Genomic DNA, 12,722 nt, shown 5'->3' on the forward strand with positions numbered 1-12,722 from the left:
GTGACGTGGATCACGGTCCGCCGCGGTTCCTAGCCTTCCGTGGTCGGACCGCAACGACGCGACCCTGGAGAGGCTCGATGACGACAGACACCCGCGCGGCGCGGAACGCCGCGGACGACGACCCGGAGATCGTGCCGGACCCGTCCCTGCCCCCCACCGCGGTGCCCGAGGAGCTTCCCGGAGCACAGGCGCGCACCCGCTGGACGCCGCAGAAGATCGCCCTCTGGGCCGCGATCTCGCTGCTCGGCGGCATCGCGTGGGTCATGCTCGCGGTCGTCCGCGGCGAGACCGTGAACGCGATCTGGTTCGTGTTCGCCGCCGTGTGCACGTACCTCATCGGGTACCGCTTCTACTCCAAGGTCATCGAGCGCTACATCACGCGCCCCGACGACCGCCGCGCCACGCCCGCCGAGGCGCGCGAGGACGGCAAGGACTACGTCCCGACCGACCGGCACGTGCTGTTCGGCCACCACTTCGCCGCGATCGCCGGGGCGGGCCCGCTCGTCGGCCCGGTGCTCGCCGCCCAGATGGGCTACCTGCCCGGCACGATCTGGATCATCGTCGGCGTCGTGCTCGCCGGTGCGGTGCAGGACTACCTCGTCCTGTTCTTCTCCATGCGCCGCGGCGGGCGGACCATCGGCCAGATGGCGCGCCAGGAGCTCGGCCGCGTGGGCGGCACCGCCGCGATCGTCGCGTCGCTGCTCATCATGATCATCATCGTCGCGATCCTCGCGCTCGTGGTCGTCAACGCGCTCGGCGAGAGCCCGTGGGGCGTGTTCTCCGTGTCGATGACGATCCCCATCGCGCTGTTCATGGGCGTGTACCTGCGGTACGTCCGGCCCGGGAAGATCACCGAGGTCTCGGTCATCGGCTTCGTCCTGCTGCTCGCCGCGATCGTCGGCGGCGGCTGGATCGCGGACACCGCCTGGGGCGCCGAGCTCTTCCACCTCGACCGCACGACCATCGCGGTCGGCGTCATCGTGTACGGCTTCGTCGCCGCCGTCCTGCCCGTGTGGCTCCTGCTCGCGCCCCGCGACTACCTCTCGACGTTCATGAAGGTCGGCGTCATCGTCGTCCTCGCGGTCGCGGTGATCGTCGTGCGGCCCGAGATCACGGTGCCCGCGATCAGCGAGTTCGCGAGCGGCGAGACGGGCCCGGTCGTGTCCGGGGCGTTGTTCCCCTTCCTCTTCGTCACGATCGCGTGCGGTGCGTTGTCCGGCTTCCACGCGCTCATCGCGTCGGGCACGACGCCGAAGCTCGTCGAGAAGGAGCGCCAGACGCGCTTCATCGGCTACGGCGGCATGCTCATGGAGTCGTTCGTCGCGATCATGGCGCTCGTCGCCGCGATCTCCATCGACCGCGGCATCTACTTCGCGATGAACTCGTCCGCCGCCGCCACGGGCGGCACGGTCGAGGGCGCGGTCGCGTTCGTCAACGGGCTCGGCCTCATGGGCGTCCACCTCACGCCGGACATGCTCACGTCCACCGCGGAGGCCGTCGGCGAGCCGTCGATCGTGTCCCGCACGGGCGGCGCCCCGACGCTCGCTCTCGGCCTCGCGCACATCATGCAGCAGCTCGTGGGCGGCACCGCGATGATGGGCTTCTGGTACCACTTCGCCATCATGTTCGAGGCGCTGTTCATCCTCACCGCCGTCGACGCCGGCACGCGCGTCGCGCGCTTCATGCTCCAGGACACGCTCGGCAACGTGTCGCCGAGGTTCCGCGACGTGACGTGGCGGCCGGGCGTGTGGTTGTGCACCGCGATCATGGTCGCCGGGTGGGGCAGCATCCTCTACCTCGGCGTCACCGACCCGCTCGGCGGGATCAACACGTTCTTCCCGCTGTTCGGCATCGCGAACCAGCTCCTCGCGGCCATCGCGCTCGCCGTCGTGCTGGCGATCGTCGCCAAGCGCGGGCGCAGCTACCAGCGCTGGCTGTGGATCGTCGCGGCGCCGCTCGCGTTCACCGCGGTCATCACCATCTGGGCGTCGATCGAGAAGATCTTCTCCCCCGTCCCCGCGGTCGGGTACTGGGCCAACCACAACGCGTTCAAGGACGCGCTCGCCGCCGGCGAGACGTCGTTCGGCACGGCCGGCTCGGTCGAGGCCATGGAGGCGGTCGTCCGCAACACGTTCGTCCAGGGCACGCTCTCGATCGTGTTCGTCGTCCTCGCGATCGTCGTCATCGTCGCGTCGGTCCTCGTGACCGCGAAGGCGCTGCGCGACGGCGGCGGCGCCAACCACGAGGACCCGCCCGTCGCGTCCCGCCGGTTCGCCCCGGCCGACCTGTTCGCGACGAAGGCCGAGAAGGCGATCCAGAAGGAGTGGGCGGCGCTGCCGCCCGAGAAGCGCCCTGCCGCGACGGGGCACCGGTGACGGTGCGGCAGGGGACGCAGGGTCCCGCCACGACGGTCCGCGCGACCGTCGTGGCGGGGCTCCGCACCGCCGGGGCCCGCGTGCACGACGGCGCGGCCCGCGTCCGCTGGTACGTGCGGCAGGTGATGGGCGACGACGCGTACGCGACCTACGCCGCGCACCAGCGCGCGGTGCACCCGGGCGGCGTCGTCATGACCGAGCGCGAGTTCTGGCGCATGCGGCACGCCGAGCAGGACGCCAACCCGGGGTCGCGCTGCTGCTGACGGCCTAGGCTCGGCGCCGTGCTCCGCGTCCCCGTCGACCTGCTCCTGCCGCGGGTCTCGACCACCGACGTCCGGCAGCGCGCCGCGGAGCTCCCCCGGCGCGGGCAGGAGGTCCGGGTCCGCGTGCGCGACGACGTGCTCGTCGCGCGCCGCTGGGCCCCCGGCACGCACGCGAGCGGGCACAGCGTGCTGCGCGCCCGTCTCACCGAGGAGCCCGACGGCGTCCGCATCCGGGGAGCGGTCGCCCCGAGCGGGCTGGACCTCGTCCTGGTCGCGATCTGGTTCGCCGCGGCGGGCGGGATCGCGGCGCTCGGCGCCGTCTACCAGAACGAGGTCGCGTGGCTCGTCGCGCTCCTCCCCCTCGCGTTCGGCGCCGTCTTCGCCGCCTGGCTGCCCGGGGCCGCCCGGTCCGGTCACGACGTGCTGCTGCGGGCGCTCACCGGCCTCGGCGAGGGGCCCGACCCCCACGGGCTACGGTGACGGGCGTGGCCCGCCCTCCCGTCCGCATCACGTCCGACCCGCCGCGGGGGACGTTCTCGGCGTGCACCCTCGTGCTCGCGACCGACCCCGGGACAGCGGCCGAATGGGTCGCCGCCGCGTTCGGCGCGCTGCGCTGGAAGCGGCGGGCGTCCGACGTCGCGCACCGCGAGGGCGCGTCGCTGTGGGAGGTCGGCGGCGCGGCCCGCGCGTTCTTCCTCGACGACCTCGACGTGCTCCGCCTCGTCACCCCGCGTGCGGCGGCGTTCTTCTCCCACGGGCGGGCCGTCGCGACGGTCCAGCCCGACGCCGCCGCGCACCGCACCGTCGTCACGCTCTCCCTGGTCGAGGGCCAGCTCTCGTGCCGCGAGAGCTTCGGCGCCGTCGCGCGGCACCTGCACGAGGCCGCGGTCCGCGCCGGGGCGCTCCCGCCCGACGACGTCCCGGTGTGGACGAGCGCCTACGACCTGCCGGCCGGCACCCCCGGCGACCCGCGGTCGCGCAAGCGCCTCTTCCGCGGCTCCTGAGCACCCGTACCGACCAGATGGACACCGAGAAGGCGCCTCATCTTCAGACTAGAATTCGAGTCTGAATAGAGACTAGAATCATGGGGTGCAGACCTATCCCATGAGCGAAGCGAAGACCAACCTGTCCGCCCTGGTCGACGAGGTGGAGAGCACCCACCAACCGGTGACGATCACCCGTCACGGGAAGGCAGCGGCGGTGCTGATCGCGCCGGAAGACCTGGCGACGCTCATGGAGACGCTGGCATGGCTGTCCGACCCTGACCACGCGGCCGAGATGGCCGAGGCCGAGGAGGCGGTGGCGCAGGGCCGCACCCTGAGCCTCGCTGAGGTGCGCGAGCAGCTGGCCTCGCGACGGTGACCGACGTCGACGGTGGGTGGGAGGTGCGCCTGAGCCCACCGGCCGCGCGCATGCTCTACCAGCTCCCACCACGCCTGGCCGACGCCGTGATCCGCTTCTGCGACGAACCACTTGCGTCGAACCCCTACCGGGTGACGAAAGCGCTCGGGGCCGAGCTCGCCGGCCAGCGCGCCGGGTACGTCGGGATCGGGTTCCGCGTCCTGGTCCGCATCGACGACGACCAGCGACTGGTCACCGTGATGCGGATGGCCTACCGCGCCGACGCCTACCGGTAGCCCAGGACGGGCGGCACGAGAGTCAGCCCCGTTCCAGCCGCGCGAGCTCGACGCCGTCGTGGTCGACGAGCACGAGCACGTCACCGTCGAGCCCGGCGCGGGAGGAGAGGGCCAGGAGGTACGGCACCGGCTCGCCCTCGCAGCCGATCTCGGTGTGCCCGCCCGAGGTGACGACCAGGCGCCCCTCGGCGCCGACGCGCCAGGTGCCGTCCGCGACGTTGCACCCGTCGGTCCCGGTCCACGTGCCTTCCTCCGCGAGCACGACGTGCGGGTCCGTCGCGTAGTCGGTCCCGGGCTGCCAGCGGCCGACCAGGGCCCCCGCGGTGGCGGGCACTGCGCCGTCGGGCAGAGGGACGGGCTCGGCGGCCGTCGTGTGCACGGGCCCGGACGCCTCCCCGGGGCGGGCGGGCGCGTCGGCGCCCGGCCCGGCGCACGAGGCGAGGAGCGCCACGGCGAGCACCGGGAGGGCCGTCGTCCTGCACGGGGGACGTCGTCGGGTCATGTCTCGATCGTGTCGCCCGGCGGTCGAACCTTGCAGCGACCGTCCGGGCGGGCCGCCCGGCGCGGGGGTGGGGTGCCGTGGGACGATGCCGCCCGTGACGGAGCTGACCCTGGACGACGACGCCAAGCGCCGTGTGCTGCGCGCCAACCTCACCTACGTCGCGATCCTCGTGCCGATCCTCGGGCTGACGGCGGTCTCCCTGGGGATCAGCACGCGCAACGTCGCCCTCGCGGTCGGGTACGCGTGCGTCGTGCTCGCGATGATCCCGCTGACGTACGTGCTCGCGCGCCACTTCACCGACCGCTCCCGCGTCACGTTCGGCGACGGGTCCGTGACGGTCCAGGGGTGGGGCCGGCCGCGGCGGTTCACGGTCGCCGAGATCGAGCGCGTCGTCACGGTCGACAGCATGGGGTTCGGGGGCACGACGCCGACGCACCACCTCATCGTCGTGGGGCCGACGAAGCGCCTGGCCCTGCTCGTCGGGCAGATGTGGGACCGCGACCAGCTCTCGGCCCTCGCGCTCGACCTCGCGCACCGCGGCGTCCCGCTCAACCCGATCCACCAGCCGATCACGCCCGTGCAGCTGCGGGCGATGGACCCCCGGCTCGTGCCGTGGCGTCAGGCGCACCCGGTCGCGCTGGGCCTGTTCGTCGGGCTCGGGGTGCTGCTGTTCTTCCTGGTCGCGTTCGTCGTCATGGTCGCGCTCATCGTCTGACCGCCGCGTCCGGCCGAGCGCGGTCGTGCCAGTAGCCCTGCGCGTGCACGCGCGACCGCGCCACGCCCGCCGCCACGAGCTCGGCCCGCACGCGCGCGACCGTGGCGCTCTCCGTCGCGCACCACGCGTAGAACCCGTCGCCCGCAGAGGCCGCGGACCGGCCGCGCTCCGCGACCCAGTCGCGGACGGCGCCCAGCACCGCCCGCTCGGCGCCGCGGCGTCGCGCGCGGGGCACGTGCTCGACGCGCACGGTGGCGGGCACGTCCCCGAGCGGGGCGTCCGCGGGGTCGTCGGCCTCGACGAGCACGTGCGCCCGGACGTCGGGGCCGAGGCTCGCGAGGATCCCGCGCACCGCGGGCGCGGAGGTCTCGTCGGCGACGAGGAGCACGTGCCCGACGGCGGGGCCCGGATCCCACTGCGTGCCGTGGTCGGTCACGCCGAACCGCGCGTGCGGCGCGGACAGCAGGACGCGGTCCCCGCCCGCCGCCCGCCGCGCCCAGGCGCTCGCCGGGCCCGCGGGCTCGTGCAGGTACAGGTCGAGGTCGACCTCGGCGGCCTCCGGACGCACGGCCACGGGCGTGTACGAGCGCATGACGGGGCGCACGTCGTCGTCGAGCGCGGACCACTCGCGGCGCCACGTGCTCTCGTCCGCGAGGCGCGCCCGGCGCGCGAGGCGGTCCGCTCCCGGCCCCGGGAGCAGGATCTTCACGCGCTGGTCGAGCCCGACGTCGGCGCACCCGGCCAGGTCCCGCCCGGCGAGCGTCACGCGCACGAGGCGCGGGCCGACCTCGTGCACGCGGGCGACCGTCGTCGGGAAGAGCACGTTGGGCGACCGGTGGAACCGGCACCCGGCCGGGCCCCCGGCCGTCGCCGGGGGCGCGGCCGCCCCGTCAGGAGCCGGCACGGTCCTGCAGGAAGCGCTCGACGTCGTCGAGCACGGCCTGCCCGCCGAGCGGCCCCACGCCGCTGATCCAGTACGACTGGTCCACGACGCGCACGTCGGGGAACGACGCGGCGTTGAGCGGGATCTCCGCGGGGATCGCGGACGCGTCGTCGGGGTCGGCGGCCGAGACGAGCACGAGGTCGGCGGCGGCCTCGGTCACGCGCTCCGGGGACAGGTCCACGGAGATGTCCTCGCCCCACTCCTGCGCCGGCGTCGTGAACCCGACGCACTCGAGCGTGCTGCCCGCGAACGACCGCGGCCCGTACGCGGACACGATGCCGTCGCGCGGGCGCAGGAGCTGCGCCGTCCCGGAGACGTCGTGGTCCTCCTGGAGCTGGGCGCACCGCGCGTCGTAGGCGTCGAGCAGGGCCTGGGCGTCCGCCTCGCGGCCGAGCGCGCGGCCGACGAGCAGCACGTTCTCCTGCCACGGGTCGGTCTGGGTCGCCATGAAGACGGTCGGCGCGACGCTCGCGAGCTGGTCGTACAGGTCGGAGTGGCGCGACTCCGTGCCGAGGATGAGGTCCGGCTCGAGCGCCGCGATGGCCTCGAGGTTCGGCTCGGGGACGGTCCCGACGACCTCGATCGCCTGCGCCTCCTCGCCGAGGTACGCGGGCACGCCCGCCTCGACGCTCAGCACGGCGGCACCCACGGGGACGACGCCGAGCGCGACGGCGGTGTCCGTCTCGACGGGCTCGAGCGTCACGACGCGCTGCGGCGCCGCGTCGAGCTCGACGGTCCCCCGCGCGTGCTCGACGGCGTACCCCGCCGCGGTGTCGGCCGGCGCCGGCGCACCGGTCGCCGCGGGCTCGGGGTCGGACGAGCACGCCGTGAGGAGGGTAGCGGCGAGCACGAGGGCGGTGGTGGTGACGCTGCGGCGCACGCGCGGGCTCGACGTGGTCCGGGAGATCGGCACAGGAGGTTCCTTCGTCGTGGGATAGGACTGCCTTACCTTACCCGGCTGACCGGGGTGGGTGACGCCGCGCTGGATACGATCACTGCATGTCCGGGCCCGTGTTCGCCGGCGCCGCCGCCGGTCTCGTCGTGGGCGTCCTGCTCACCCTCGGGCTCGTGCTCGCCTGGCGGCTCGCGCGCGGATCGCGCGAGCTCGGGAGCGACTCCGACCGGGCGACGTTCCGCACCCTCCACCTCGCGTCGCGCGCCGCGACGCACCTGCGCGACGGCCTCGACGGCGACGACGTCGGCCGCGCGGCCCGCTCCCTGCGCCAGCTCCTCGGCGCGGACGCGCTCGCCCTCGTCACGGCGGACGGCGCGGTCGCCCTCGACGGGAGCTCGACGCTCGAGCCCGACGCGCGGCGCGTCGCCGGGCGCGTCCTCGCGACGGGGCGGCGGCACGTCGAGAGCGGCGACGTCGAGGACGCCGTCGGGGCGCCCGTCGTCGCAGGCGGGCGCGTCGCCGGGGTCGTCGTCGCGTTCGCCGACACCGTGCGGCCGCCGCTCGTGCGCGCGACGGGCGAGGTGGCGCAGTGGTGCGCGGCGCAGCTCGAGCTCGCCGAGCTGGAGGCGTCGCGCACGGCGCTCGCCCAGGCCGAGCTCCGCGCGCTGCGCGCCCAGATCAGCCCGCACTTCGTCTACAACGCGCTCGGCGCCATCGCGTCGTTCATCAGCACCGACCCCGAGCGGGCGCGCGACCTCGTGCTCGACTTCGCCGACTTCACGCGCTACTCGTTCCGCGGGCGCGGCGACTTCACGACCCTCGCCGACGAGCTGCGCTCGATCCACTCCTACGTCGAGCTCGAGCGCGCCCGGTTCGGCGAGCGCCTCGCCGTCACCCTGCAGATCGCGCCGGAGTCGTTGACGGCCGTCATCCCCTTCCTCTCCGTGCAGCCCCTTGTCGAGAACGCGGTGCGCCACGGCCTGGAGCCGCGCGAGCACGGCGGGACGATCGTCATCACCGCGCGCGACGAGGGCACCCAGACGGAGATCACGGTCGAGGACGACGGCGTCGGCATGGACCCGGCCGTCGTGCGCGAGCTCCTCACGTCGCGCGACACGACGCACGTGGGCCTGCGCAACGTCGACACCCGCGTGCGCCAGCTCTACGGCGACGACCACGCGCTCGACATCGAGACCGCGCCCGGCTCGGGCACGCTCGTGCGCCTGCGCGTCCCGCGGTCGCAGCCGCTGCACGAGACGGAGGTGAGCGTGCCGTGACCGCCCCGGACCCGGCCGGCGGCGTCCCGGACGGGGCGAGGGACGCCGTCGGGCTGGACGTGCTCGTCGCCGACGACGAGCGGCCCGTGCTCGACGAGCTCGTGGGCCTGCTCCGCCGCGACCCGCGCGTGCGCACCGTGCGCGGGGTCGCGAGCGGCTCGGAGGCGCTGCGCGAGCTCTCGTCGCGCACGGTGGACGCGGCGTTCCTCGACATCCACATGCCGGGGCTGACCGGCCTCGACCTCGCCCGCGCGCTCTCCCGGTTCGCCGACCGCCCGGCGGTCGTGTTCGTCACCGCCGACGAGGCGCGCGCGCTGGAGGCGTTCGACGTCGAGGCCGTCGACTACGTCCTCAAGCCCGTGCGGCGCGAGCGGCTCGCGCGGGCCGTCGACCGCGTCGTCGAGCGGGTCGCGGAGCGCACCGCGGCGGGGCGCGCCCCCGCGACCGACGCGGCGGCGCCCGCCAGCGCCGCCGCTCCCTCGCCCGCGGCCGGTGGCCCGGCGGGAGGCGCCGCACCGGCCGACGAGACGCTCGTCGTGACGGTCGGCACGACGACGCGGCTCGTCCGGCGCAGCGCGGTGCGGTGGGTGCAGGCGCAGGGCGACTACTCCCGGCTCGTGACGGACACCGAGCAGTTCCTCGTGCGCGAGCCGCTCTCCGACCTCGAGGAGCGGTGGGCGCCCGCGGGGTTCCTGCGCGTGCACCGGTCGTACCTCGTGGACCGCGCGGCCGTGACCGCGGCGCGGTTCGGCGGGGCGCAGCCCGCGCTCGTCGTCGCCGGGCACGAGGTCCCGGTGAGCCGCCGCATGGTGCCCGCGGTCCGCGAGGCGCTCCTCGGGCCGCACCGGGGTGCGCCGTGACGGGCACCGACCCGCGCCGCGACGCGCGCGTGCGCGTCCGGTCCACGGACGTCCCCGCGGGCCCGAGCCCCGGCGAGGGCACCGCCCCGCGGGGCGGCGCGGCGTCGGGCACGGCGCGGGCCGGCGAGCCCGACGACGCCGCGACCGCGTACACGCGCGGGCTCGTCCGGGCCCAGCTCCGGCTCGGGCTGGCGTGCGTGGCGTCGTTCCTCGCCGTCGTCACGCTGCTCACGGTGACGATGAGCGGCGTGCCCGCGCTGGACGACGTCGTGGTGCTCGGCGTGCCGCTGCCGTGGCTCGTGCACGCGTACGGCTTCTACCCCGTGATCGTCGCGTTCGCGGTCGTCTTCGCGGTCGCGGCGGCGCGCAACGAGCGCCGGTACCGCGCGCTCGCCGAGGGAGTGACGCCCGACGAGCCCGGCCCCGACGACGGCGGTGCGCCGTGACCAGCGCGCTGCCCCTCGTCGCGATCGCGCTGCTCCTGCTCGCGACCGGGCTCATCGGGTTCTACGGCCTGCGGATCTCGCGCACCACGAGCGACTTCTTCGTCGCGTCGCGCACCGTGCGGCCGGTCTGGAACGCGTCGGCGATCAGCGGCGAGTACCTGTCCGCGGGCACGTTCCTCGGGCTCTCGGGCCTCGTGCTGCTGTCCGGCGCGGAGGCGTTCTGGTTCCCCGTCGGGTACGCGGCGGGCTACCTGCTCGTCCTGCTGTTCGTCGCGGGCCCCCTGCGGCGCAGCGGCGCGTACACGATCCCCGACTTCGTGCACGCCCGGCTCGACTCCGTGGTCGCGCGCCGCGTGACGAGCGTGCTCGTGCTCGTCATCGGGTGGCTCTACGTGGTCCCGCAGCTCCACGGGGCGGCGCTCGTCATCACGAGCGTGGCCCCGGTGCCGCCGTGGGTCGGCTCGGTGGGGATCGCGGTCGTGGTGAGCGCCGTCGTCGCCGCGGGCGGGATGCGCTCCATCACGTTCGTCCAGGCGTTCCAGTTCTGGGTCAAGCTCACCGCCCTCGCGGTGCCGCTCGTCGTCGTGCTCATGGCGCTCGGCGGGGCGTTCGAGCCCGGCGGCGCCGTCGTCACGTTCGACCCCGCCGCCGTGTTCCCCCACGAGGCCGGGCCGGGCGGCCTCGACGCGTACGCCACCGTCTCGCTCCTGCTCGCCCTCCTGCTCGGCACGACCGGCCTGCCGCACGTCCTCGTGCGCTTCTACACCTCGCCCGACGGCGGCTCGGCCCGCCGCACGACCGTCGTCGTGCTCGTCATGATCAGCGTGTTCTACATGGTGTCGAGCACGCTCGGGCTCGTGGCGCGGGTCGTCGCGCCCGACCTCGCGGCGCCCGGGGTGGCGGACACCGTCGTCCTCGCGCTGCCGACCCGCCTCGTGCCCGGGCTCGGCGGCGAGCTCCTCGCCGCGCTCGTCGTCGCCGGGGCGTTCGCCGCGTTCCTCGGGACGTCGTCGGGGCTCGTGGTCGCGCTGGCGGGCGTCGTGAGCCAGGACCTGTTCGGCGGCACCGTGCGGTCCTTCCGCTGGTCGGCGGTCGCGTGCACGCTCATCCCGCTCGCGTTCGCGCTCGTCACCATCCCGCAGGGCCTCGTGACGAGCGTCGGGACGGTGTTCGTCTTCGCGGCGTCGGCCCTGTCCCCCGTGATCCTGCTCGGCGTGTGGTGGCGCGGCCTCACCGCGCGCGGCGCGGTGGCGGGCATGGTCGTGGGCGCCGTCCTGTGCGCGACGGCGCTGCTCGCGTCGTCCGCGCTCGTCGCCGCGGGGTACGGGAGCCCGTCCGGCGACACGGCCGACGGCGTCCCCGGCGTCGTGCGCGCCCTGCTCGCCCAGCCCGCCGCGTGGACCATCCCGCTCGCGACGGCGACCGTCGTCGTCGTGTCGCTCCTCGACCGGCGCGGCCCGCCGCTGCGCACCGACCGGTTCCTCCGCCGTCTGCACGTGCCCGAACGCCGGAGGGCCTGAGACTCGTCGCACCGGGAGCGCCGACGACCCTCCGCATCTCACCTGGCGGGCGCTCTCGACCGCATGTCGGATGGGTCGTAGGATCGTGGCAACCATCCAGAGCGGTCGAGAGTCCTGGCTCGACGACACCGCAGCAACCCGCCGACGGAAGCCTCCCGAGGACAAAGGTGCTAACGCCAGGGTCGATGGAGTGACGCATGACCTCAGAGGCATCCTTCGCGCACCGTCCGGGCCGTCCGCGGCCGACGGTGTCGTTCGAGCTCATGCCCCCGCGCCGACCGGACGCGGCCCCGAAGTTCTGGGAGACGGCACGCCGTCTCGTCGCGACGCACCCCGACTTCGTGTCCGTGACGTACGGCGCCGCGGGCACCGACCGCGCGACCGCGCGCCAGGTCGTCGGACGTCTGCTCCAGGGCACGCCCGTGCTGCCGATCGCGCACCTCACGTGCGTCGGGGCGTCGCGCGAGGACGTGGAGTCGGTCATCACCGACTTCCTCGACGAGGGCGTGCGGAGCTTCCTCGCGCTGCGGGGCGACCCGCCGCGCGACCAGCCGGACTGGCAGCCCGCGCCCGACGGCGTCCGGTCGTCGACCGAGCTCGTCGCCCTGCTGCGCGAGGTCGAGGCGTCGCGCTGCGCGTCCGACCCGGCCGTCGCGCTGCGCGGCGCGGCCCGGCCGCTGACGATCGCCGTCGCGACGTTCTGCGACGGCAATCCCGCCGCCGGCACGACCCGCACCCAGGAGGTGCGCCGCCTGTGGCAGAAGCAGCAGGCCGGCGCGAGCTTCGCGATCACGCAGCTCTTCTACGACGCGTCGTCGTACACCGACTTCGTCGCCGAGGCCCGTGCGGCCGGCGTGACGATCCCCATCCTCGCCGGGCTGCTGCCCACGACGGAGCCCGCGCGGCTCCGTCGCGTCGAGGAGCTCACGGGCGTGCGCGCGCCCCAGCACCTGCTGGACGCGCTCGACGCCCTGCCCGACCCGGAGGCGCAGCACGCCTACGGGATCGCGTACTCGGTCGACCTCGCGCAGCGCGTCCTCGACGCGGGCACGCCCGGTCTGCACGTGTACACGTTCAACAAGCACCGCGCCGCTCTTGACCTGCTCGAGGGTGTCCACCTCGGCGGCGGGTCGGGCGGGACCGGGGGCGGCGCCAGCGCCGCCGCCGCCCCGCTCGTCCCGGACCTGGCCAGCGGGCCGTGGGTCACCGGCACCTCCCTGCCCCCGACGAGCGCCGCCACGCACGGCGCGCCCGTCTGACCGGTCCTCCGGACCAGCAAGAGGTTTCGA

Annotated in this window: 15 protein-coding genes and 1 riboswitch; of the genes, 12 read left to right on the top strand and 3 right to left on the bottom strand. The window is 75.0% G+C overall.

From position 1 onward, the window contains the following. Positions 1-77 precede the first annotated feature (77 nt). The 6 genes from ABIE39_RS14165 to ABIE39_RS14190 all read left to right on the top strand — a co-directional run bounded on the left by ABIE39_RS14165 (position 78) and on the right by ABIE39_RS14190 (position 4,275). Positions 78-2,375, top strand: coding sequence for a carbon starvation CstA family protein (locus ABIE39_RS14165; protein WP_175009904.1), 2,298 nt, complete (start codon positions 78-80; stop codon positions 2,373-2,375). Beyond that, on the top strand, positions 2,372-2,638 hold the full coding sequence (locus ABIE39_RS14170; RefSeq protein ID WP_354052252.1) for a YbdD/YjiX family protein: 267 nt from the start codon (positions 2,372-2,374) through the stop codon (positions 2,636-2,638). Before ABIE39_RS14165 ends, ABIE39_RS14170 begins: the two co-directional genes overlap by 4 nt. A gap of 18 nt (positions 2,639-2,656) precedes the next feature. Next, on the top strand, positions 2,657-3,118 hold the full coding sequence (locus ABIE39_RS14175) for a hypothetical protein (protein ID WP_354052254.1): 462 nt from the start codon (positions 2,657-2,659) through the stop codon (positions 3,116-3,118). A 5-nt stretch (positions 3,119-3,123) separates the two neighbouring features. Then, complete coding sequence (locus tag ABIE39_RS14180; protein ID WP_354052256.1) at positions 3,124-3,642, top strand: hypothetical protein; 519 nt, start codon at positions 3,124-3,126, stop codon at positions 3,640-3,642. A gap of 85 nt (positions 3,643-3,727) precedes the next feature. Further along, positions 3,728-4,000, top strand: coding sequence for a type II toxin-antitoxin system Phd/YefM family antitoxin (locus tag ABIE39_RS14185; RefSeq protein ID WP_034653834.1), 273 nt, complete (start codon positions 3,728-3,730; stop codon positions 3,998-4,000). Continuing rightward, a complete protein-coding gene (locus ABIE39_RS14190) occupies positions 3,997-4,275 on the top strand; it encodes a type II toxin-antitoxin system RelE family toxin (protein WP_034653831.1) in 279 nt (92 codons plus the stop codon). Before ABIE39_RS14185 ends, ABIE39_RS14190 begins: the two co-directional genes overlap by 4 nt. Before the next feature lie 22 nt (positions 4,276-4,297). On the opposite strand, the gene ABIE39_RS14195 is transcribed toward ABIE39_RS14190, so the two are convergent. After that, complete coding sequence (locus ABIE39_RS14195) at positions 4,298-4,777, bottom strand: META domain-containing protein (RefSeq protein WP_354052258.1); 480 nt, start codon at positions 4,775-4,777, stop codon at positions 4,298-4,300. 94 nt (positions 4,778-4,871) lie between these two features. Here ABIE39_RS14195 and ABIE39_RS14200 point away from each other — a divergent pair, with 94 nt between their 5' ends. Continuing rightward, complete coding sequence (locus ABIE39_RS14200) at positions 4,872-5,492, top strand: hypothetical protein (RefSeq protein WP_137281297.1); 621 nt, start codon at positions 4,872-4,874, stop codon at positions 5,490-5,492. On the opposite strand, the gene ABIE39_RS14205 is transcribed toward ABIE39_RS14200, so the two are convergent. Further along, the gene (locus tag ABIE39_RS14205) at positions 5,482-6,315 is read right to left on the bottom strand and encodes a siderophore-interacting protein (protein WP_222592430.1); all 834 of its coding nucleotides are present in this window, start codon (positions 6,313-6,315) and stop codon (positions 5,482-5,484) included. The two genes, ABIE39_RS14200 and ABIE39_RS14205, sit on opposite strands and share 11 nt — an antisense overlap. Positions 6,316-6,382: 67 nt before the next feature. Further along, positions 6,383-7,348, bottom strand: a complete 966-nt coding sequence (locus ABIE39_RS14210; protein ID WP_255437370.1) for an ABC transporter substrate-binding protein — start codon at positions 7,346-7,348, stop codon at positions 6,383-6,385. Positions 7,349-7,434: 86 nt separating this feature from the next. Here ABIE39_RS14210 and ABIE39_RS14215 point away from each other — a divergent pair, with 86 nt between their 5' ends. The 5 genes from ABIE39_RS14215 (at position 7,435) to ABIE39_RS14235 (ending at position 12,692) form a co-directional block, all read left to right on the top strand. Further along, positions 7,435-8,607 (top strand): histidine kinase, encoded by a 1,173-nt coding sequence (locus ABIE39_RS14215; protein WP_175009899.1) that lies wholly within the window; start codon positions 7,435-7,437, stop codon positions 8,605-8,607. After that, positions 8,604-9,467, top strand: coding sequence for a LytR/AlgR family response regulator transcription factor (locus ABIE39_RS14220; RefSeq protein ID WP_255437369.1), 864 nt, complete (start codon positions 8,604-8,606; stop codon positions 9,465-9,467). The genes ABIE39_RS14215 and ABIE39_RS14220 overlap by 4 nt, the downstream gene beginning before the upstream one ends. Then, positions 9,464-9,913, top strand: coding sequence for a heavy metal transporter (locus ABIE39_RS14225; RefSeq protein WP_354052261.1), 450 nt, complete (start codon positions 9,464-9,466; stop codon positions 9,911-9,913). Before ABIE39_RS14220 ends, ABIE39_RS14225 begins: the two co-directional genes overlap by 4 nt. Further along, positions 9,910-11,433, top strand: a complete 1,524-nt coding sequence (locus tag ABIE39_RS14230; protein WP_175009897.1) for a sodium:solute symporter family transporter — start codon at positions 9,910-9,912, stop codon at positions 11,431-11,433. Before ABIE39_RS14225 ends, ABIE39_RS14230 begins: the two co-directional genes overlap by 4 nt. Positions 11,434-11,522: 89 nt before the next feature. Continuing rightward, positions 11,523-11,625: riboswitch (SAM riboswitch) on the top strand. A gap of 5 nt (positions 11,626-11,630) precedes the next feature. Next, on the top strand, positions 11,631-12,692 hold the full coding sequence (locus tag ABIE39_RS14235; protein ID WP_175009896.1) for a methylenetetrahydrofolate reductase: 1,062 nt from the start codon (positions 11,631-11,633) through the stop codon (positions 12,690-12,692). Positions 12,693-12,722 lie beyond the last annotated feature (30 nt).

The organism is Cellulosimicrobium sp. 4261 (assembly GCF_040546915.1).
Lineage (GTDB): Bacteria > Actinomycetota > Actinomycetes > Actinomycetales > Cellulomonadaceae > Cellulosimicrobium > Cellulosimicrobium cinnabarinum.

Excerpts from the sequence above, each read along its gene's own strand:
- ABIE39_RS14165 (WP_175009904.1), top strand. The coding sequence starts at position 78 with ATGACGACAGACACCCGCGCGGCGCGGAACGCCGCGGACGACGACCCG.
- ABIE39_RS14195 (WP_354052258.1), bottom strand. The coding sequence starts at position 4,777 with ATGACCCGACGACGTCCCCCGTGCAGGACGACGGCCCTCCCGGTGCTC.
- ABIE39_RS14215 (WP_175009899.1), top strand. The coding sequence starts at position 7,435 with ATGTCCGGGCCCGTGTTCGCCGGCGCCGCCGCCGGTCTCGTCGTGGGC.
- ABIE39_RS14235 (WP_175009896.1), top strand. The coding sequence starts at position 11,631 with ATGACCTCAGAGGCATCCTTCGCGCACCGTCCGGGCCGTCCGCGGCCG.